Annotated in this window: 19 protein-coding genes; 6 read left to right on the top strand and 13 right to left on the bottom strand. The window is 68.0% G+C overall.

Features of this window, described 5'->3' with window-relative positions; all coding sequences use genetic code 11:
- Positions 1 to 411: 411 nt before the first annotated feature.
- Complete coding sequence (locus OC159_RS13505) at positions 412 to 648, top strand: hypothetical protein (RefSeq protein WP_265501703.1); 237 nt, start codon at positions 412 to 414, stop codon at positions 646 to 648.
- Between the two features lie 597 nt (positions 649 to 1245).
- On the opposite strand, the gene OC159_RS13500 is transcribed toward OC159_RS13505, so the two are convergent.
- From OC159_RS13500 to OC159_RS13475, 6 genes are all read right to left on the bottom strand, one after another.
- The gene (locus OC159_RS13500; protein ID WP_265501702.1) at positions 1246 to 2223 is read right to left on the bottom strand and encodes an SPOR domain-containing protein; all 978 of its coding nucleotides are present in this window, start codon (positions 2221 to 2223) and stop codon (positions 1246 to 1248) included.
- 66 nt (positions 2224 to 2289) lie between these two features.
- Complete coding sequence (upp, locus tag OC159_RS13495; protein ID WP_265501701.1) at positions 2290 to 2919, bottom strand: uracil phosphoribosyltransferase; 630 nt, start codon at positions 2917 to 2919, stop codon at positions 2290 to 2292.
- Positions 2919 to 3878, bottom strand: a complete 960-nt coding sequence (locus OC159_RS13490) for an adenosine deaminase (protein ID WP_265501700.1) — start codon at positions 3876 to 3878, stop codon at positions 2919 to 2921. The genes upp and OC159_RS13490 overlap by 1 nt, the downstream gene beginning before the upstream one ends.
- Positions 3875 to 5053 carry a phosphopentomutase gene (locus OC159_RS13485; protein ID WP_265501699.1) on the bottom strand — a complete coding sequence of 393 codons (1179 nt, stop codon included), beginning with the start codon at positions 5051 to 5053 and terminating at the stop codon, positions 3875 to 3877. Before OC159_RS13485 ends, OC159_RS13490 begins: the two co-directional genes overlap by 4 nt.
- Positions 5050 to 6330: a thymidine phosphorylase gene (locus tag OC159_RS13480; protein ID WP_265501698.1), complete on the bottom strand. Its 1281-nt coding sequence runs from the start codon at positions 6328 to 6330 to the stop codon at positions 5050 to 5052. The genes OC159_RS13485 and OC159_RS13480 overlap by 4 nt, the downstream gene beginning before the upstream one ends.
- Positions 6327 to 6719 carry a cytidine deaminase gene (locus OC159_RS13475; protein WP_265501697.1) on the bottom strand — a complete coding sequence of 131 codons (393 nt, stop codon included), beginning with the start codon at positions 6717 to 6719 and terminating at the stop codon, positions 6327 to 6329. Before OC159_RS13475 ends, OC159_RS13480 begins: the two co-directional genes overlap by 4 nt.
- Positions 6720 to 6868: 149 nt before the next feature.
- Between OC159_RS13475 and OC159_RS13470 the strand changes: the two genes are divergently transcribed.
- Together OC159_RS13470 and OC159_RS13465 are read left to right on the top strand one after the other, a co-directional pair.
- Complete coding sequence (locus tag OC159_RS13470) at positions 6869 to 9148, top strand: NADP-dependent malic enzyme (protein WP_265501696.1); 2280 nt, start codon at positions 6869 to 6871, stop codon at positions 9146 to 9148.
- Between the two features lie 183 nt (positions 9149 to 9331).
- A complete protein-coding gene (locus OC159_RS13465) occupies positions 9332 to 11224 on the top strand; it encodes a propionyl-CoA synthetase (RefSeq protein WP_265501695.1) in 1893 nt (630 codons plus the stop codon).
- Between the two features lie 15 nt (positions 11225 to 11239).
- Here OC159_RS13465 and aroA read toward each other — a convergent pair whose 3' ends face one another.
- Positions 11240 to 12571 carry a 3-phosphoshikimate 1-carboxyvinyltransferase gene (aroA, locus tag OC159_RS13460; protein WP_265501694.1) on the bottom strand — a complete coding sequence of 444 codons (1332 nt, stop codon included), beginning with the start codon at positions 12569 to 12571 and terminating at the stop codon, positions 11240 to 11242.
- 113 nt (positions 12572 to 12684) lie between these two features.
- On the opposite strand from aroA, the gene OC159_RS13455 reads away from it, so the two are divergent.
- On the top strand, positions 12685 to 13326 hold the full coding sequence (locus tag OC159_RS13455) for a DNA alkylation repair protein (RefSeq protein ID WP_265501693.1): 642 nt from the start codon (positions 12685 to 12687) through the stop codon (positions 13324 to 13326).
- Here the strand turns inward: OC159_RS13455 and OC159_RS13450 are convergent.
- On the bottom strand, positions 13314 to 13802 hold the full coding sequence (locus tag OC159_RS13450) for a hypothetical protein (RefSeq protein WP_265501692.1): 489 nt from the start codon (positions 13800 to 13802) through the stop codon (positions 13314 to 13316). The genes OC159_RS13455 and OC159_RS13450 overlap by 13 nt on opposite strands.
- Before the next feature lie 119 nt (positions 13803 to 13921).
- Between OC159_RS13450 and moaA the strand changes: the two genes are divergently transcribed.
- Both moaA and map read left to right on the top strand, forming a co-directional pair.
- Entirely contained in the window at positions 13922 to 14929 is a 1008-nt protein-coding gene (gene moaA, locus OC159_RS13445) for a GTP 3',8-cyclase MoaA (RefSeq protein WP_265501691.1), read from the top strand.
- Between the two features lie 57 nt (positions 14930 to 14986).
- Positions 14987 to 15736, top strand: coding sequence for a type I methionyl aminopeptidase (gene map, locus OC159_RS13440; RefSeq protein ID WP_265501690.1), 750 nt, complete (start codon positions 14987 to 14989; stop codon positions 15734 to 15736).
- Between the two features lie 14 nt (positions 15737 to 15750).
- Here the strand turns inward: map and ispG are convergent, their stop codons facing one another.
- The 5 genes from ispG to OC159_RS13415 form a co-directional block, all read right to left on the bottom strand.
- Positions 15751 to 16881, bottom strand: a complete 1131-nt coding sequence (gene ispG, locus OC159_RS13435; protein ID WP_265501689.1) for a flavodoxin-dependent (E)-4-hydroxy-3-methylbut-2-enyl-diphosphate synthase — start codon at positions 16879 to 16881, stop codon at positions 15751 to 15753.
- A 61-nt stretch (positions 16882 to 16942) separates the two neighbouring features.
- Positions 16943 to 17599, bottom strand: a complete 657-nt coding sequence (locus OC159_RS13430) for a thiamine diphosphokinase (RefSeq protein WP_265501688.1) — start codon at positions 17597 to 17599, stop codon at positions 16943 to 16945.
- Positions 17596 to 17808: a DUF2842 domain-containing protein gene (locus OC159_RS13425; RefSeq protein WP_265501687.1), complete on the bottom strand. Its 213-nt coding sequence runs from the start codon at positions 17806 to 17808 to the stop codon at positions 17596 to 17598. Before OC159_RS13425 ends, OC159_RS13430 begins: the two co-directional genes overlap by 4 nt.
- 79 nt (positions 17809 to 17887) lie before the next feature.
- Positions 17888 to 19180, bottom strand: a complete 1293-nt coding sequence (locus OC159_RS13420) for an adenylosuccinate synthase (protein WP_265501686.1) — start codon at positions 19178 to 19180, stop codon at positions 17888 to 17890.
- Between the two features lie 117 nt (positions 19181 to 19297).
- Entirely contained in the window at positions 19298 to 19513 is a 216-nt protein-coding gene (locus OC159_RS13415) for a SlyX family protein (RefSeq protein ID WP_265501685.1), read from the bottom strand.
- Positions 19514 to 19565: the final 52 nt, after the last annotated feature.

Raw genomic sequence — 19565 nt, 5'->3', positions numbered from 1 at the left:
CCTGAAGGGCGCGAACCAGTTGCCAATGGTCATCGAGGGCGTCAAATTCACCGACGGCGTCATCGACGCCAAAAACCGCGCCGCCTGATCACAGCGCGTCACCCATTTCCGGGCATAGCTCATCGGGAAATCTCCCCGGCGACACCGGAAACAGCTTTGGATTCGATAAGTTGCATGCACCGCTCGTCAGAGAGGGGTAGTTCCACTCAATCGGCTTCCTCGAAGAAAAAGCAGAAAGGTTCGCCAACTCGGCTTCCGCTGCGTTAGCTATATCAGCATTGCGGCGCAGAGACGGCCATGCCGATTCGATTTTTTTGCGGAAGCTGTTGATACGTCGGAGCACGGTGGTCTGCGGCCACCCAAGCGTCGGATCATTGCGGCGATGCGATATTCCGAGATCCTGCTGCGGGCGTGAAAACGGAACTGATGCATGGTCGCAAAAACTTCGAACTGGCGGTAATACCGGAAGCGCCGCAAATCGACGGCTTCGGCTTGTGTGGTCAGCGCGTCGATCACGCCGCCCGCCTGGGGCAGAATTCACAATCCAAAAACAGGAGCTATACTCCCGATCTCGATCTCGTCGCGCTGGAGAGTCAGGCTGTTCCCTCTGCCAGCCCCATCTGGAACATCGAGCCGACGGATCCCTGATGCCACCGAGAGCCCCGCCGGCTTACGGAGTGCAATGGAACCAAGCTCGCGGCCGTTCTTCCGCCGCTGCTTCCCGCCGGGGAACTTCATTGGGAACAGTGCATGGATGCCAAGAATTCAGTTGCTGCGGGAACTGTGCACGGATTCGCCGGCGTCCGGGTCGGAGAGGCATGTAATGCCTAGGATCCGATGACCCAAATCCGGCTTTTCCACAGGTGAGATCTCGTGCGTCTTCGACAGCACCGGGATGTGGCTGATCATCACGCGAGTTGGTGATCGCCAAGTCATCGGGTTTTGCCGGGAGCGCAAACCGACAACTCATCACGACGTGTGAAAGTGTCGATGCCAAGGAGAGAAGGGGTATCCGCAGCAGGTTCGACTCGGCCACGGCGCAGCCATCCTGCGCCACGTCCGCCTATACAAGCCTCAGTGCCCGCCAATCGCAATGAGCGGGCGGACGCCCGTCGACGCGCTCAAGGAGTACGAAGAACAACGCCGAACTTCGTCAGGTGGCTCCCTGAGGATCTCGCCAAACATGGCCACTGGCAGCTGATCGCCCGCTCCTTTCGGCCAACGCGCGCTCCGCCGTCAGGCAGCCTAGCGGGCGACCGCGCCAGGATAGCCATTGGCGCGCAGGTCGTTCAACGCCCTGATCAGGGCCTGACGGTCGGCGAATGGTCCCGCCATGATGGTGCGCATCGTCGCTTTGTCATTGCGCTCTCTGGCCTGCCCCGTTGAATAGCCGCGTGCAGCCAGAGCGCGCAGGACGATCATGGCGTTCTCGCCGTCGGCATAGGCGCCGACTTGCACATAGCGCGCCGAGGCAGGGATCATCTCCGCCCCGCGTGCAGGCTTGGGCGCTGGCACCGCGGCGCGGCGCGGGCTTACGGAAGGCGCCTCGCGTCGAGGTTCGGGCTGTCGGGCAAAGGTGGCCGCATCCGCGCGACGTGGCGTCTCGGCAGCGGCAGGTGTAGCCTTCCGCGCGGGTTCTGCCGCCTTGGCGACAGCGGGAACGGCGGCGATTGTCGGCGCGGCGCCCATGCCGGGACAGAGCCCCAGCCCCCGGCCCGCATCTGCCGCCCCAGACTTGTAGCCAAGTCGCTCGCAAACCTCGGGCGAGGCCGAAAGCCCTGCGGCGGCACGCATCGACGGCGCGGCCGCAAGTGCATTTCGCAGGACATCATGCATAGGGTCTGGCCGATGCGCGGGCTCTGCCGCGGCACGGTGCTCGGGCTCGGCGGGATCTGCCGCCCATTCGCCCGACCGCAGTTCTTGGGACAGTTGCTCCATCAGCAGCGCCTGGGGGTCGGGGGGAGCTTCGGACTGCGTCAGGGGCAAGACACGCTCTGCCCCGGGGTCGGTCCGGCGCACGTCGAGGCTGGGGGGAAACCCGCAGAGCGGCTGCCCCTGACCGTCCGTCCGCGCGATCCAGTCCGATACCGCGCGGGTGAACACGCAGCCCTTCCCGTCGATATACTGACCGCCCTGGTAATCCCCCGGCGGCGGCGGAACGGGGGAAGCCGAAGCCGCCCCGCCCAGCATCAGGAACACCAAGAACCGCAACTTCGCCGTCATCTGCCACCCGTCCATTGTCCTGCGCCAGACCTAGCGCAGAACCCTGAAGCGGCGGTTAACGCAGGCTCATTTCGTTCCGAACATCCGATCGCCCGCGTCGCCCAGACCCGGCACGATATAGCCGTGATCGTCCAAACGCTCGTCCAGCGCGGCGGTGAAGATCGGCACGTCGGGATGAGCCTCGCGCATGCGTTCGACCCCCTCGGGGGCGGCCAGCAGGCACAGAAACCGCAGGTTTCGCGCACCCCGCGCCTTCAGCATGTCGATGGCCGCGACCGAAGAGTTGCCGGTCGCCAGCATCGGATCGACCACGATCGTCATCCGCGCATCCAGAGCCGAAGGCACCTTGCAGTAGTACTCGACCGGTTTCAGCGTCTCGGGGTCGCGGTAAAGCCCGATGAAGCCGACCCGCGCGCCGGGAATCAGTTCCAGGATGCCGTCCAGCAACCCGTTCCCCGCCCGCAGGATCGAGATCAGGGCGAGCTTCTTGCCCTCCAGCGTGGGGGCGTCCATTTCCTGCAGCGGCGTTACGATCCGCGTCGTCGTCAGTTCCAGTTCGCGCGTCACCTCGTAGGCCAACAGCAGGCTGATTTCGCGCAGCAGACGGCGGAAACCGGCGGTCGAGACATCTTTCTGCCGCATGATCGACAGCTTGTGGCTGACAAGCGGGTGATCGACGATGGTCAGATGTTGCATCACGCGTATTCCTTTTTCAGCCGCTCCCGGGTGGCGTCCTCGCAGAACGCGGCCTCGGCGGCCCAGAGGTTGATCTGTCGGAACTCGGTATCGCCCCAGCCAAAGGTGGTGGCAAGGCGGTCGTATTCGTGACGCATCGTCGTGTGGAAAAACGGCGGGTCGTCGGTGGAGACGGTGACGCGGACGCCGGCATCCGCCAGCCGAGCGACCGGATGCGCCTTCCAGTCGGGGTATAGGCCGAGCGCGATGTTCGAGCCTGGACAGATTTCCAGCGTGATGGCGCATTCCGCCAGATCGCGGACCAGCGCAGGGTCCTCGATGGCGCGGACGCCGTGGCCGATGCGCGTGCAACCAAGCTCCAGCGCGGCCCGGATGCTGTCGGGGCCCGCCCACTCGCCAGCGTGGCAGGTGAGGCCCAGCCCCGCCTCCTTTGCGCAGTCGAAGCTCCAGGCGAAGTCGGTGGCGTGGCCCACCTGCTCGGCGCCGCCGAGGCCAAAGCCGGTGATCCAGCCGCCCGCGGTTTCGGCGGCACAGACCGCCGACTTCCGCGCGCGGTCTGCACCGAAATGGCGGATCGGCGTGACGATGCCGCGACTGTCGATGCCATCGGTGCGAGCCTTTGCGGCGACCTCCTCCATTGCAGCCAGAAAATCGCGCCAGGCGGTCAGGTCGCCGCCGCCGCAGAACTCGGGTGACACGAACAGTTCGGCATAGACGACGCCTTCTTCGGCGCAGCGCTCCAGCACCTCGGCCAGCAGACGGGCATAGTCGCGCGGGCTGGTCAGGACGCTGGTGGCGGCCTCGTAGCAGCGCAGGAAGCCCGCGAAATCGTCATAGGCATAGTGCCCGCGCACATCGAACACGCCCGACAGGTCGGCGCGCTTTTCAGCGGCGATGGAGCGGATGAAGTCGGGCGGGGCCGCGCCTTCCAGGTGCAGGTGCAATTCAATCGTCTTCACAGGAAGCTTGCTCCGTGCTGCGGCGCGGGAAGGCCCAGATGGGCCAGGACCGACGCGCCGATGTCGCTGAAGCCGACCAGCCCGACGTTTCGCGCCCCTGCCCCATGCGCCAGAACAGGCACGCGTTCGCGCGTATGGTCAGTGCCGCGCCAGGTCGGATCGTTTCCGTGGTCGGCGGTGAAGATCGCCAGGTCGCCCGGGCGAAGCGTCGCAAGGAAGCGCCCCGCGACGGTGTCGAACCATTCCAATTGCCGGGCATAGCCCTCGACATCGCGGCGATGGCCGAAGTTTGTGTCGAACTCAACGAAATTGGCGAACGTCAGGCTGCCGGGCTCGGCCTCTTGTCCCAGCCGGACCAAGTGCTCGGCCAGGGCCGCATCTCCGTTGCCCTTGTGCAGGTGAGTGATGCCGCGGTGGCTGAAGATGTCGCCGATCTTCCCGATCGCGTGCGTCGCCCGGCCCGCCTTGTGCGCGATCTCCAGGATCGTGTCGCCCGGGGCGGCCATGGCGAAATCGCGGCGGTGAGCGGTGCGGCGAAACTCGCCGGGCTGGCCCACGAAGGGACGCGCGATGACGCGACCCACGCGCATCCGGTGCAGCATCGGCGCAAGGTCGCGGCACAGGTCGATCAGGCGCTGCAGCCCGAAGACCTCCTCGTGCGCGGCGATCTGCAGGACGCTGTCGACCGAGGTATAGCAGATCGGCCAGCCCGTCCGCAGATGCTTGGCCCCGAAATCGTCGATCACCTGCGTGCCAGAGGCATGGCAGTCGCCCAGGATGCCGTCGGTCCCGGCCAGCTGGCAGATCCGTTCCGTCACCTCGGGGGGGAAGGCCGGCTGGCGGTTGGGGAAATAGGTCCAGTCCCAATGGACCGGCACGCCCGCAATCTCCCAATGACCCGAGGGGGTGTCCTTGCCGGGCGAAGTCTCGGTCGCCGCACCCCAAAGCCCCTGCGGCGTCGCGTCCAAGCCCGGCGCGTCCGCGCCCGATGCCAGCTGCACGGCCGCGCCCAATCCAAGCCCGTCCAACACCGGCATGTGCAACCCGTGCACCTGCGCGATATGGCCCACGGTATTGGCGCCGGTGTCGGGCAGGCCTGCGTTGAAGAAGCGGCAGGCATCCGGCGCGCCGCCGATGCCGACGCTGTCCATGACGATCAGGAAGGCGCGGCTCATGCGGTGATCCTGTCGCGGACCAGCGGACCGGGCGCCGCGTCGCCCAAGGCATAGGCGGCCTGAACGGCGACGATGGCTATTTCGGCGGCGGTGTCGTCGGCGGCATGGACCATCGCCAACGGGCGATCAGGGCCGACGGGTTCGCCCAGCTTCGCCATCCCGTCCAGCCCCACGGAATGGTCGATGCGTTCGCCCGCGCGAACCCGGCCGCCGCCAAGCGCCAGTACCGCATGGCCAAGCGCCGTCACGTCGATGCGCCCGACACGGCCCTCCGAGGCGGGCACAGGGCGGACGACAGGCGCGGCACGCAGATGCGCCTCGGGCCGGTCCAGCAGGTCGCGCGGGCCGCCTTGCGCCGCAACCATGCGGCCAAAGACCTCGGCCGCGGCGCCGTTGTCCAGCGTCGCCTCCAGCCCTTCGACTGGCTGCCCCGCCAGTGCCAGGCATTCGGCGGCCAGCGCCAGCGTCAGGTCGCGTAGCGCTCCCGCCTCTCCTCGCAGGACGCGGATCGCCTCGGCCACCTCCAGCGCGTTGCCGGCGCTGCGGGCCAGCGGCTGGTCCATGTCGGTGATCAGCGCCGCCGTCGGGCACCCGGCCCCGTTGGCGGTTTCCACCAGCGCCTGCGCCAGACGCGCCGCGCTGTCGGGCTTTTTCAGGATCGCCCCGGACCCCGCCTTGACGTCCAGGACCAGCGCATCCAGCCCCGCCGCCAGCTTCTTCGACAGGATCGAGGCCGTGATGAGGTCAATCGATTCCACCGTCCCCGATTCGTCGCGGATGGCGTAAAGCCGCCGGTCCGCCGGTACGACGTCGACCGTTGGGGACACGATCGCACAACCGACCTGCCGGATGATGCGGCGCAGGTCCTCCTCGGGCTGTTCGCAGACAAAGCCCGGGATCGCCTCCAGCTTGTCCAATGTGCCACCGGTGTGACCAAGTCCGCGGCCCGAGATCATCGGCACGAAACAGCCGCGCGCTGCCAGCAGCGGCGCCAGCACCAGGCTGACCGTGTCGCCGATGCCGCCGGTCGAATGCTTGTCCAGCACCGGTCCCGGCAGGTCCCATTGCAGCACATGCCCCGAATCGCGCATCGCCCGGGTCAGCGCGACCCGTCCCTTGGTGCCGACGCCCTTGGTCAGCACCGCCATGGCAAAGGCCCCTGCCTGCGCATCGCTGACCGACCCGTCGGCCAGCCCCTGCGCGATCAGCGCGGCCCCCGGCCCGTCCAGCCCGCGACCGTCGCGGATCGACGCGATCACCGGCCGTGGATCGGTCATGACCGCGCCATGTGGCCCGCATCGAAGCGGCCCGGAAGCAGGTCGCCGACGGTGGTCCGCAGGCTGCCGCCGTCGGTCGTGGCCAGCGTCACGGGCACGTCGGCGGACCCGAACTCGGCCAGCTTCTGCCGGCATCCGCCGCAGGGGGGCACGGGGCTGGGGCTGTCGGCGATGACCGCGACCTCGACCAGCCGCGTCTCTCCGGCGGCGACCATGGCGGCGATGGCGCCGGCCTCGGCGCAGGTGCCCTCGGGATAGGCCACGTTCTCGACGTTGCAGCCGCGATAGACGGCGCCCGAGGCCCCGCGGACCGCCGCGCCGACCTTGAACTTCGAATAGGGCACATAGGCCCGTTCGCGCACCTCGCGGGCCGCATCCAGAAGTGACATCGCTTTCCCTTCATCCTGTCGTCGGCCCAATCTGCGCCTGCACCGGGCGCTGTGCAAGACGTCGCGAAATTCCTTCCGGCAGAACCCCGCTGTTCCCCGCCATGGAATTGGTTTAACGGTAAACCAATCCCGAAACCGGAGGGGCAGAGATGGAAGAACGCAGGCAGGACAGCGCCCGGCAGGCCGCACTTGATTATCACGAATTCCCGCGGCCGGGTAAGCTGGAGATCCGCGCTACAAAGCCGATGGCGAACGGCCGCGACCTTTCACGCGCCTATTCGCCGGGTGTCGCCGAGGCTTGCCTGGAGATCAAGGCCGACCCCACCACCGCCGCCCGCTATACCAGCCGCGGCAACCTGGTGGCCGTGGTCAGCAACGGCACCGCCGTGCTGGGCCTTGGCAATATCGGCGCTTTGGCCTCGAAGCCGGTGATGGAGGGGAAGGCGGTCCTCTTCAAGAAGTTCGCCAATATCGACTGCTTCGACATCGAGGTGAACCAGCCCGACCCCGAAAAGCTGGCCGAGATCGTCTGCGCGCTGGAGCCGACCTTCGGCGCGATCAACCTGGAAGACATCAAGGCCCCCGACTGCTTCATCGTCGAAAGGATCTGCCGCGAACGGATGAACATCCCCGTCTTCCACGATGACCAGCACGGCACCGCCATCGTCGTGGGCGCGGCGGCCACCAACGCGCTGCGCCTCGCCGAAAAGCAGTTCGGGGACATCAAGATCGTGTCCACCGGCGGCGGCGCGGCCGGCATCGCCTGCCTCGACATGCTGCTGAAGCTGGGGGTGCGGCGCGAGAACGTGTGGCTCTGCGACATCCACGGGCTGGTTCATGAGGAACGCGAGATCGACATGAACCCGCAAAAGGCCGCCTATGCGCAGGCGACCGACAAGCGCACGCTGTCGGACGTGATAGACGGCGCCGACCTGTTCCTGGGCCTCTCGGGCCCCGGCGTCCTCACGCCCGAGATGGTGGGACGGATGGCCGCGCGCCCGATCATCTTCGCCCTGGCGAACCCGAACCCCGAAATCGACCCCGAGGCCGCGCGCGCCGTCAGCCCTGACGCGATCATCGCGACGGGCCGCAGCGACTTTCCCAACCAGGTGAACAACGTCCTCTGCTTCCCGTTCATCTTCCGCGGTGCGCTGGACGTGGGCGCGACCACGATCAACGACGAGATGAAGATCGCCTGCATCGAGGGTATCGCGGCGCTGGCCCGCGCTACCACCGCCGCCGAAGCCGCCGCCGCCTATCGCGGCGAGACGCTGACCTTCGGGCCGGACTATCTGATCCCCAAGCCCTTCGACCCCCGCCTGGTGGGCGTCGTCAGCAGCGCCGTCGCCCGCGCCGCGATGGAAACCGGCGTGGCCACCCGCCCGCTGGAGGACCTTGCGGCCTACAAGCAGAAGCTCGACGGCTCGGTCTTCCGTTCTGCCCTGATCATGCGCCCGGTCTTCGAGGCCGCCGCGACCGCCACCCGTCGCATCGTCTTTGCTGAGGGCGAGGACGAGCGCGTCCTGCGCGCCGCCAACGCCATGCTGGAGGAGACGACCGACGTCCCGATCCTGATCGGCCGCCCCGACGTCATCGCCATGCGCGCCGAACGCGCGGGCCTTCCCATCCGTCCCGAACGCGACTTCGAGATCGTGAACCCCGAGAACGACCCTCGCTATCGCGATTACTGGGAAACTTATCACAAGCTGATGGAACGTCGCGGCGTCAGCCCGGACATCGCTCGGGCGATCATGCGCACCAACACCACGGCCATCGGCTCGGTGATGGTCCACCGGGGCGAGGCAGACAGCCTGATCTGCGGCACCTTCGGGCAATACAGCTGGCACCTGCAATATGTCCGCCAGATCCTGGCGCGCGACGGGCTGCACCCGATCGGTGCGCTGTCGATGATCATTTTGGAAGAAGGCCCGCTGTTCATCGCCGACACCCAGTGCCACAACGATCCGACGCCCCAGCAGGTGATGGAGGCCGTGTTGGGCGCCGCCCGCCACGTCCGCCGCTTTGGCCTGACGCCGCAGATCGCGCTGTGCAGCCATTCGCAGTTCGGTAACACCGACAGCCCCTCGGGTCGCAAGATGCGCGAGGCGCTGGCGCTTCTGGACGCGCGCGAGCCCGACTTCATGTATGACGGCGAAATGCACGTGGACGCCGCGCTGGACCCGGACCTGCGGGCGCGGATCTTCCCGAATTCGCGCCTGCAGGGGGTGGCGAACGTTCTGGTCTTCGCGGGCACAGACGCGGCATCCGGCGTCAGGAACGCGCTGAAGATGCGGGCCGGCGGGCTGGAGGTCGGGCCGATCCTGATGGGCATGGGCAACCGCGCCCATATCGTGACGCCCTCGATCACCACGCGCGGCCTTCTGAACATGAGCGTTCTCGCGGGCACGCCCGTGGCCCATTACGGCTGACCCGGCAGCGCTTTCTGCAAACCGACCCGTGCAGCCAAGGTGTTTTTGCTGCATGGGTCGGTTTGCAAACCAATTCCTGAGATTCGGTGCCAAAGTTGCAGACGCGGCTTCGCCGGTCACGCTAACACGGTTGCCTGCGCGGACGACGGTTCGTAACACATTCTCATCCAGAGGGAGGATGAGATGGGCTATCGGGAGATTCACGCGGATTGGCAGGCAAACCCCGAAGCGTTCTGGATGAACGCCGCCGGGGCGATCGACTGGTCCGCGCCACCAAGCCGCGCCTTCTTCGACCAGGGACCGGCGGGGGAATGGTTCTCGGACGGGATGGTGAACACCTGCTGGAACGCCATCGACCGCCATGTGCAGGCGGGGCATGGCGACCGCTTGGCCGTGATCCATGACAGCCCGATGACCGGCAGTGTCAGCCGCCTGACCTATGCCCAGCTGCAGGACCAGGTGGCGCGGCTGGCCGGCGTTCTGGCGGCGCACGGCGTCGGCAAGGGCGACCGCGTCATCATCTACATGCCGATGATCCCCGAGGCGCTGCAGGCGATGCTGGCCTGCGCCCGGATCGGCGCGATCCACTCGGTCGTCTTCGGCGGCTTCGCGGCGCATGAACTGGCGGTCAGGATCGACGACGCCAAGCCGCGCGCGATCATCGCCGCCTCGTGCGGGTTGGAGCCGGGCCGGGTCGTCGCGTACAAGCCGCTGATGGATTGCGCCATCTCTCAGGCGAAGCACAAGCCCGACTTCACCGTCGTCTTCCAGCGCCCCGAATGCCAGGCCGACATGGTCGAGGGCCGCGACCTCGACTGGTCCACGGCCGTCGCCGGGGCCGCGCCGGTGGACTGCCTGCCGGTCGAGGGGAACCACCCGGCCTATATCCTGTATACTTCGGGCACGACGGGCCAGCCGAAGGGCGTCGTGCGCCACACTGCCGGTCACCTTGTCGCCCTGGCCTGGAGCGTGCCGCACATCTATGGCATCGGACCCGGCGACGTCTTCTGGGTGGCGTCCGACGTGGGCTGGGTCGTGGGCCACAGCTATATCGTCTATGGTCCGTTGATTGCCGGCGCGACCACCGTCATGTTCGAGGGCAAGCCCGTCGGCACCCCGGACGCCGGCACCTTCTGGCGTGTCGTCGCCGACCACAAGGTCAAGTCGTTCTTCACCGCCCCGACTGCCATCCGCGCAGTCAAGCGCGAGGATCCCGAAGGCAAGCTGGTCGCGCAATACGACCTGTCGTCGTTGCAGGCGCTGTTCCTGGCCGGCGAACGCGCCGACCCCGACACGATCACCTGGTGCGAAGACCGCCTGAACGTCCCGGTCATCGATCACTGGTGGCAGACGGAAACCGGTTGGGCCATCGCCGCCAACCCGTTCGGGGTCGAGCTTCTGCCGATCAAGAAGGGCAGTCCGACCCTGCCGATGCCGGGTTATGACGTGCAGGTTTTGGACGAGGCCGGACATCCCGTCGCGCCGGGCACGCTCGGCGCCATCGCGATCCGCCTGCCCTTGCCGCCCGGCACGCTGCCGACGCTTTGGAACGCCGAGGACCGCCTTCGCAAGGCGTATCTGGACCACTTCCCCGGCTACTACGAAACGGGCGACGCCGGCTACGTCGACAACGACGGCTATGTCTACATCATGTCGCGCACGGATGACGTGATCAACGTGGCGGGGCATCGCCTGTCGACGGGCGGGATGGAGGAGGTTCTCGCCTCCCATCCCGCGGTTGCGGAATGCGCGGTGATCGGCGTGGCGGACCCGCTGAAGGGTCAGGCGCCGCTGGGGCTGCTGTGCCTGAAGAAGGGGGCGGCGACCGAACCCGCCAAGGTCGCGGCCGAGGTTGTGGCAATGGTGCGCGACCGGATCGGGCCGGTGGCGGCCTTCAAGACCGCCTGCGTGGTCGACCGCCTGCCGAAGACGCGATCGGGCAAGATCCTGCGCGCGACGATGGCCAAGATCGCCGATGGCACCGAGGTCAAGGCACCCGCGACGATCGACGACCCCGCGATCCTGGAGGAAATCCGCGTGGCTCTGGCGGGGGTGGGCTACCCCCGGCCGTCTTGAGGCCGGGGCGCGGCGTCAGGACAGGTCGCCGCCGAGGCGCGTCATCAGGGGCACGAAGTCCGGGAACGACGTCGTGATCGGGCCCGCGTCGTCGATGGTCACCGGGTTCTCAGTGGCCAGCCCCAGGATCAGGAAGCTCATCGCGATACGGTGGTCAAGATGGGTGACGGCCCGCCCGCCGCCCGGAACGTGCGCCATGCCGTGAACGGTCATGCTGTCAGGCGTTTCCTCGACCGTGACGCCGTTCGCCTCGAGGCCCCGGGCCATGGCGTCGATGCGGTCGCTTTCCTTGACGCGCAGCTCCGAGACGCCGTTCATGACCGTCGCGCCTTCTGCAAAGCTGGCGATGACCGAGAGGATGGGAAATTCGTCGATCATGCTGGCGGCGCGGTCCGCCGGGACGCTGACGCCCTTCAGCGGGCCGTAGCGCACGACCAGATCGGCGACAGGCTCTCCGCCCTCTTCGCGGGTATTCTCGAAGGTGATGTCGGCGCCCATCTCTTGCAGCGTGACATAGAGCCCGTCGCGGGTCGGGTTGCGGCTGACGCCCGGCACCCGGATTTCGGACCCAGGGACGATCAACGCGGCAGCGACCGGAAAGGCGGCACTGGAGGGATCGCGCGGCACGGCGACGGGCTGCGGGCGCAGCTCGGGGCGGCCTTTCAGGGTGATCCTGTGAGCCTCGGGCGTGGTTTCGGTGGTGACCTCGGCGCCAAAGCCCGCCAGCATGCGCTCGGAATGGTCGCGCGTGGCCTCGGATTCGATGACAACCGTATCGCCGGGAACGTTCAGACCCGCCAGCAGGATCGCCGACTTGATCTGCGCGCTGGCGACCGGGGTGCGATAAGTGACCGGCACCGGGTCCTGCGCCCCTTCGATGGTGATGGGCAGCCGCCCCCCCTCGCGGGTGGTGATGCGCGCGCCGAACTGCGCCAGCGGGTCGGTCACGCGGGCCATCGGGCGGCGCGACAGGCTTGCGTCGCCGGTGAAGGTCGCCGTGATCGGCGTGGTGGCCATGGCACCCATGATCAGCCGTACGCCGGTGCCGGAATTACCGCAATCGATCACGCCCTCGGGGGACCGAAAGCCGCCGACGCCGACGCCGTGGACCGACCAGTCGCCGGGGCCGTTCTGCGTCACCTGCGCGCCAAAGGCCGCCATGGCGCGGGCCGTGTCCAGCACGTCCTGGCCTTCCAGCAGGCCGGTGATGCGGGTTTCCCCAACCGCCATGGCGCCCAGGATCAGGGCGCGGTGGCTGATCGACTTGTCGCCCGGCACCAGCGCCTCTCCCGTCAGCGGGCCGCAGCGGCGCGAGGTCATCGGACGGGGTTCGGCGGAATGCGACATGGGCTACCTCGTGGTTTCGTTGGCCTTCTAGCTTGGCCGCAGCCGCGCTTCCACCACCTTCTTGAGACTGCCCGCCCGCGGCCTTAGAAGGGCCCGTCAATCAGGAGAAGCCCATGCAGGAACTTGACCGCCTTCGCGCCGAGGCCGACCCCGACCGCGCCGCCCGCACCGCCGCCCGCCACAAGAGCGGCCGCGAGACGCTTGGTGTGCCGCCCGCGCGGATCGAGGCGCTGGCGTCCCAGTGGCGCGCCGCACTGGACATCGACGGTCGGGTCACGCTTGCGCAGGCGCTTTGGGACAGCGACGTCCACGAAGCGCGGCTGCTGGCGGCGCGGCTGCTGGTGCAGGCGCGGATGCACCCCGACGACGCGGCCTGGCAGGTCATCCTGGACTGGGCGCCGCAGATCGACGGGGCCGAGATCGGCGACGCCGTCATGGCCGCGGCCTCGCGCCGGCTGGCGGCCCTGCCCGACCGGCTGGACCAGGTCGAGGCCTGGGTGCAGGACGCGAACCCTTGGCTGCGACGGTCGGTGCTGGTGGGGACGGGGCCCTGGGCTCGTATGAACAACCTCAAACCCGCCGATCATGCGGTCCGAGAGCGCGTGCTGGCCTGGGCGCTTGATCTGTCGCAGGACCGCAACGGCGCGGTTCGCCAGGCGGTCGATGCCTGGCTGCGGGACCTGGACAAGCACGACCCGGCCCGCGCCGCCGCCTGGCGGGCCGATCGGGACGCGCGGGCCGCTCAGGACCTGTAGACCTCGAGCGTGGGCAGGTCGGTCAGCGGCACGCCCAGCAGCTGCAGCGCCGGAAGCGAGACCTGGCTGCCGCTGCCGCCGCCGCCGAGTGGGATCAGCTCGACCTTGGCGGATTTGCCGGTGGCCGGGTTCACGACGCGGCCCATGGCGCGTTCCTGCACCAGCGGCGTCTTGATCCAGAACCCGCCCTCGGCCGGGTTGCCAAGCGAGCCCACGGTGGTGCCAAGCCGCGTTTCGGCCTGCGCGGGGGCTTCGGCCGCAGCGGCGCGCTGGTCGGCCGTGGTGGTATCCAATTGCGCGGGCGTCGCGCGGGCGACGGGCCGCGGCGCCGGGGCGCGGGTGACCGCCGTTGCCGCCGTGGCGGGCGGCGTTTCGGTGGTGGCGGTGCCGGGGCGGGACTGCGTGGACGCCATCTGGGTGCAGCCGGCAAGGATCAGGCCACAGGCCGCGGTCAGGGCAAGGGAAGCGGTGCGCATGGAAAGCCTCTGCTGGGGTCGTTCGGGGCAGCTTAGCCCTGCCCGCACCGGAACGTCCACCACCGGCGGACGGTACCGGCGCGCTTGTGAGCGGCCGTCCGCGCGCCTACATTGTCGCGATGGACATGCACGCCCCCCTGATCGACCCTTTCGCCCGGCCCATTACCTACCTGCGGGTCTCGGTCACGGATCGCTGCGACTTCCGCTGCGTCTATTGCATGGCCGAACACATGCAGTTCCTGCCCAAGGCCGACCTTTTGACGCTGGAGGAGCTGGACCGCCTCTGCACCGCCTTCATCGGGCTTGGCGTCCGCAAGCTGCGCATCACCGGCGGCGAACCGCTGGTCCGGCGGGGCATCATGGGGTTCTTCCGGCAGGTGTCGCGGCATCTGGGGGATGGCCTGGACGAACTGACGCTGACCACCAACGGCAGCCAGCTGACCCGGCACGCGGCAGAACTGGCCGAGATCGGCGTCAGGCGAGTCAACGTGTCGCTGGACACGCTGGACCCCGACAAGTTCGCGGCGATCACCCGCTGGGGCCGCCTGCCGCAGGTGCTGGACGGCATCCGCGCCGCAACCGCCGCCGGGCTGCGCGTCAAGATCAACGCGGTTGCGCTGAAGGGGGTCAACGATTCGGAACTGTTCGACTTGGTCCGCTGGTGCGGCGACGAGGACCACGACCTGACCTTCATCGAGGTCATGCCCATGGGCGACCTGGGCGAGGAAGACCGGCTGGACCAGTATTGGCCCCTTTCCGACCTGCGCGCGCAGCTGGCCGGCCGCTTCACCCTGACCGACCTGCCCGAACGCACCGGCGGCCCGGCACGCTATGTCCGGCTTGAGGAGACGGGCCAGAAGATCGGCTTCATCACGCCACTGACCCACAATTTCTGCGAAAGCTGCAACCGCGTCCGCGTCACCTGCACCGGAGAGCTGTTCATGTGCCTGGGCCAGGAAGATAATGCCGACCTGCGCGCCCCCCTTCGCGCCAGCGCCGACGACCGCGCGCTGCAAGAGACGATCCGCGCCGCCATTGCGCGCAAGCCCAAGGGGCACGACTTCGACTATTCGCGCCAGGGCATCGGCGGTCAGATGACGCGTCACATGAGCCATACTGGTGGCTAGTCTGGGTGCCGCTTGCCTGTCGCGGCACGGTCCTCGATCTTCGCGGGGGACCTCGGCATGACAATCACGCAACAGGACGAACTCGACGCGCTCCGGAAGATTGGTCGGATCGTTGCCAACACCATGCACGCCATGGCCGCAGCGATGGAGCCCGGAATGACGACGGCCGAATTGGACGGCATCGGCCAGACGCTGCTGGAACGCGAGGGCGCCGTTCCCGCGCCTCGGGCGACCTACGGCTTTCCCGGCGCGACCTGCATCAGCGTCAACGAAGAGATTGCCCATGGCATCCCCGGCAATCGCAGGCTGGCGGCGGGCGACCTTGTGAACATCGACGTCTCCGCCTCGTTGAACGGCTACTTCGCCGACACGGGCGCGACATTTGCGCTGGGGTCCGTGCGGCCGCCGCTGGACCGCCTCTGCCGGGACGGCAGGCGGGCCATGCAGATCGGCATCGCGCAGGTCGGCCATGACAAGCCCCTGGCGGGCATTGGCCAAGCCATCGGCACCTTCGCCAGGAAGCGCGGCTACACCCTGATCCGCAACCTGGCGAGCCACGGCGTCGGCAGGTCTCTCCACGAGTACCCCGAGGAGATCGCGACTTGGCCCAGCAGGGGCGACAGGCGGCGCATGCATGACGGCCTTGTCCTGACGGTCGAGCCCTTCCTGTCACGCGGCGGGATGTGGGCCGAGCCCGGCGACGACGAATGGACGCTCTATGCCACGCCGGATGCGCCGGTCGTGCAGTACGAACACACCGTTGTCGCGACGCGGCGGGGTGCGAACATCGTCACCCTGCCCGGCTGACGGCGTCGCGCTGCCTATTCGGCGGCATGGTTCTGCGCGGCCTCGGCTTCCAGCTTCTCGGCCCGCTCCTCGACCAGTTGCACGATGTGATCGACCATCTGGTCGTTCGACAGCTTGTGGCTCTGCTTGCCGGCCATGTAGACCATGCCGCTGCCTGCCCCGCCACCGGTGAAGCCCAGATCGGTCATCAGCGCCTCTCCGGGACCGTTCACCACGCAGCCGATGATCGACAGGCTCATCGGCGTCTTGATATGCTCCAGCCGCTTTTCCAGCGCCTCGACGGTCTTGATGACATCGAAACCCTGGCGGGCGCAGCTGGGGCAGCTGATGATCTGGACGCCGCGCGTCCGCAGGCCCAGCGACTTGAGGATCTCGAAACCGACCTTCACCTCCTCGACCGGATCGGCCGACAGGCTGACGCGGATCGTGTCGCCGATCCCGGCCCACAGAAGGTTGCCCAGGCCCACCGCCGACTTGACCGTGCCGCCGACGAAGCCGCCGGCCTCGGTGATCCCCAGGTGGATCGGGGCATCGGTCGCCTCGGCCAGCTGCTGATACGCGGCGGCAGCCAGGAAGACGTCGCTGGCCTTCACACTGATCTTGAACTCGTGAAAGTCGTTGTCCTGCAGGATCTTGATGTGATCCAACCCGCTTTCGACCATCGCGTCGGGACAGGGCTCTCCGTATTTCTCCAGCAGGTGACGCTCCAGGCTGCCCGCGTTGACGCCGATGCGGATCGAACAGCCGTGGTCGCGCGCGGCCTTGATGACCTCGCGCACGCGCGTCTCGTCGCCGATATTGCCGGGATTGATGCGCAGGCAGGCGGCGCCCGCCTCGGCGGCCTCGATCGCGCGCTTGTAGTGGAAGTGGATGTCCGCGACGATCGGCACCGGGCTTTCGCGGCAGATCTCCTTCAACGCCCGCGTCGTTTCCTGGTCGGGGGCGCTGATCCGCACGATGTCGGCGCCGGCATCGGCGGCGCGGATCACCTGGTCCAGCGTCGCGCGGACGTCGTGGCCGTTGGTATTGGTCATCGTCTGCACGCTGATCGGCGCGTCGCCGCCGACCGGCACGTTGCCGACCATGATCTGGCGGGACTTGCGACGCTCGATGTTGCGCCAGGGACGGATCGGGTTCAGCGACATGGGCGGCCTCCGGGGTTCGCCCCTCAGATAGGCCATCCTGGGCGCGCCGACAACCGGGCGCTCAGTGCGTCAGCGCGGTCAGCACCGTTCCAAGGCAGTCGCGCGGCAGCATCAGCAGCATCTGCCCCTCGATCCGCAGCGTCACCAGCCCGGTGGCGCGATTCGAGGTGCCGACCCGCCCCCCCGGCGTGAACTCGATCCCTTCGACCGGCCATTCGAGCCCGCTGCTGACGCCTCGTGCCGGCCCCATCGGGAACAGCGACACCCGCGTTCCCGGCATCAGCGGCAGGGTGAGGCGCGGCGGACAGGCGAAGACCACGTCGTCCGTGGCCAGCATGATGACCCGCGGCGCCGCGGGCGCGACGATGGCCGTCAGCGCGGCCAGCGTGTGATCCAGCCGCAGCCCCGCAAAGCCCACGGCCATGATCAAGGGCGCCGCAATTCGGGACAGGCATTTGACGAAGTCGGTGCTGTCCTGTTCGGCCACGTGCATGACGCGGTCGGCGGGCACCATCCGCCGCGCCTGGCCCGAGATGCTGTCCAGATCGCCGATGACCCAATCGGGCGGATGACCAAGCGCCAGCGCCCGGTCGGCGCCACCGTCCGCCGCGACCAGCACCGGTGCGACGGCCAGCGCGGCCGCAAGATCGGCGGGCCCGACCGCGCCGCCGCCGATGACCGTCACGCCCCGGCTGTCGCAGACGGGGCGCGCAGTCATTCGCCCCTGCCGACGCCGCTGAAGACGCGCCGGAACGGCAGCGCCCAGAGGATGCCCAGCAGGACGTAGAGCCCCACCTCGACCCAGATCGGCTGACGCCCGAAGCGGGCATCCAGCCAGTTCATCAGCGTCACCGCCACCACGACATAAAGCGGCATCCCGACCACCAGGATCAGGATCGACAGGCGCTTGCGGGTCTTCAGGTTCATCCGTCGCTCCTGGTTTGGTCCCGAGATGTCCGCCAAGGGGTTCGGGGGACGGGGGTCCCCCTGCCGTGGCGGGATGCGATCAATCGGCGAAGGGGTCGGTCACCAGGATCGTGTCGTCGCGTTCGGGGCTGGTCGACAGCAACGCGACGGGGCACTGGATCAGTTCCTCGACCCGGCGCACATACTTGATCGCGGCGGCGGGCAGATCCGCCCAGCTGCGGGCCCCGGCGGTGGATTCCTGCCATCCCTCCATCTCTTCATAAACAGGGGTCACCTTCGCCTGCAGCGCGGCGGCGGTCGGCAGATAGTCATAGGTCACGCCGTCGATCTGATAGCCGGTGCAGATCTTCAGCGTCTCGAACCCGTCGAGCACGTCCAGCTTGGTCAGCGCGATGCCGTTCACGCCGCTGATCGCGCAGGTCTGGCGCACCAGCACGGCATCGAACCAGCCGCAGCGGCGCTTGCGGCCGGTGACGGTGCCGAACTCGTGGCCCCGCTCACCCAGCCGCTGGCCGTCGGCGTCGTCCAGTTCGGTCGGGAACGGGCCTTCGCCGACGCGGGTGGTATAGGCCTTGACGATCCCCAGAACGAAGCCGATCGCGCCCGGCCCCATGCCGGTGCCGCTGGCGGCCGCGCCAGACATCGTCGTGGACGAAGTCACATAGGGATAGGTCCCGAAGTCGATGTCCAGAAGCGAGCCTTGCGCGCCTTCAAACAGGATGCGTTTGCCGGACTTGCGGGCATCGGCCATGATCTTCCAGACCGGCTGCGCATAGGGCAGCAGCTTCGGCGCCACCTCCATCAGCTTCGCCTTCAGCTCGGCCCGGTCGATAGGCGTCGCACCCAGGCCCTGGCGCAGCGCATCGTGATGGGCCAGCAGGCGGTCGAGGCGCGCATCCAGCGTCTCCTCGTCGCCCAGGTCGGCGACGCGGATCGTGCGGCGGCCGACCTTGTCCTCGTAGGCGGGTCCGATGCCGCGGCCGGTGGTGCCGATCTTGGCCTTGCCCGCGGCTTCCTCGCGCAGCTTGTCTAGGTCCTGGTGCAGCGGCAGGATCAGCGGCGTGTTTTCCGCGATCATCAGGTTCTCGGTCGAGATCCGGACGCCCTGCCCCGCCAGCTTGTCGATCTCGGCAAACAGTGCCCAGGGGTCCAGCACGACGCCGTTGCCGATCACGGCCAGCTTGTTTTCCCGCACGATCCCCGAGGGAAGCAGCGAGAGCTTGAAGACCTTGTCGCCGATGACCAGCGTGTGGCCCGCACTGTGACCGCCCTGAAAGCGCGCGATCACGTCGGCGCGTTCCGAAAGCCAGTCCACGATCTTGCCCTTGCCTTCGTCGCCCCACTGCGCGCCGACAACCACCACATTGGCCATGAGCGTTCCTTTCGTTGTCCGAAAACTTTTTCAGATCGGCTCTAGCGCATCGGGGGGTGGGGGGGAAGGCGCGATTTGGACGGGGCCGCTTCGCTCTCGGCGCCCGATGAACAAGCGTCAGTAATGCGGCGGGCGCTGGTCGGACAGAGGAACGGTGCCGGCCTGGTCGGCCTGGCGCTCCGCCTCGGCCTGCACCAGCATGTCCAGCCGGCGGGTCAGGCGGGCGATGTCGCGGTCCTGGCGGGCGATCACCTCGGAAAGATCCTCGGTCAGGCGGGCCAGGTGGGCCAGCGCTTCCTCCAGCTGGTGAAGCCTGTCGGGCTGCTTGTCCATGTCGTAACCTTCCGTTAGAGCGGCGCCTGAACATGGCCCCCAAAAGGCGACA

The organism is Paracoccus beibuensis (genome assembly GCF_026162625.1).
GTDB classification, from domain to species: domain Bacteria; phylum Pseudomonadota; class Alphaproteobacteria; order Rhodobacterales; family Rhodobacteraceae; genus Paracoccus; species Paracoccus beibuensis.
This window is presented reverse-complemented; position numbering and strand designations above follow the sequence as displayed.

Excerpts from the sequence above, each read along its gene's own strand:
- OC159_RS13500 (WP_265501702.1), bottom strand. The coding sequence starts at position 2,223 with ATGACGGCGAAGTTGCGGTTCTTGGTGTTCCTGATGCTGGGCGGGGCG.
- upp (WP_265501701.1), bottom strand. The coding sequence starts at position 2,919 with ATGCAACATCTGACCATCGTCGATCACCCGCTTGTCAGCCACAAGCTG.
- OC159_RS13485 (WP_265501699.1), bottom strand. The coding sequence starts at position 5,053 with ATGAGCCGCGCCTTCCTGATCGTCATGGACAGCGTCGGCATCGGCGGC.
- OC159_RS13480 (WP_265501698.1), bottom strand. The coding sequence starts at position 6,330 with ATGACCGATCCACGGCCGGTGATCGCGTCGATCCGCGACGGTCGCGGG.
- OC159_RS13475 (WP_265501697.1), bottom strand. The coding sequence starts at position 6,719 with ATGTCACTTCTGGATGCGGCCCGCGAGGTGCGCGAACGGGCCTATGTG.
- OC159_RS13470 (WP_265501696.1), top strand. The coding sequence starts at position 6,869 with ATGGAAGAACGCAGGCAGGACAGCGCCCGGCAGGCCGCACTTGATTAT.
- OC159_RS13465 (WP_265501695.1), top strand. The coding sequence starts at position 9,332 with ATGGGCTATCGGGAGATTCACGCGGATTGGCAGGCAAACCCCGAAGCG.
- aroA (WP_265501694.1), bottom strand. The coding sequence starts at position 12,571 with ATGTCGCATTCCGCCGAACCCCGTCCGATGACCTCGCGCCGCTGCGGC.
- OC159_RS13455 (WP_265501693.1), top strand. The coding sequence starts at position 12,685 with ATGCAGGAACTTGACCGCCTTCGCGCCGAGGCCGACCCCGACCGCGCC.
- OC159_RS13450 (WP_265501692.1), bottom strand. The coding sequence starts at position 13,802 with ATGCGCACCGCTTCCCTTGCCCTGACCGCGGCCTGTGGCCTGATCCTT.
- moaA (WP_265501691.1), top strand. The coding sequence starts at position 13,922 with ATGGACATGCACGCCCCCCTGATCGACCCTTTCGCCCGGCCCATTACC.
- map (WP_265501690.1), top strand. The coding sequence starts at position 14,987 with ATGACAATCACGCAACAGGACGAACTCGACGCGCTCCGGAAGATTGGT.
- ispG (WP_265501689.1), bottom strand. The coding sequence starts at position 16,881 with ATGTCGCTGAACCCGATCCGTCCCTGGCGCAACATCGAGCGTCGCAAG.
- OC159_RS13430 (WP_265501688.1), bottom strand. The coding sequence starts at position 17,599 with ATGACTGCGCGCCCCGTCTGCGACAGCCGGGGCGTGACGGTCATCGGC.
- OC159_RS13425 (WP_265501687.1), bottom strand. The coding sequence starts at position 17,808 with ATGAACCTGAAGACCCGCAAGCGCCTGTCGATCCTGATCCTGGTGGTC.
- OC159_RS13420 (WP_265501686.1), bottom strand. The coding sequence starts at position 19,180 with ATGGCCAATGTGGTGGTTGTCGGCGCGCAGTGGGGCGACGAAGGCAAG.
- OC159_RS13415 (WP_265501685.1), bottom strand. The coding sequence starts at position 19,513 with ATGGACAAGCAGCCCGACAGGCTTCACCAGCTGGAGGAAGCGCTGGCC.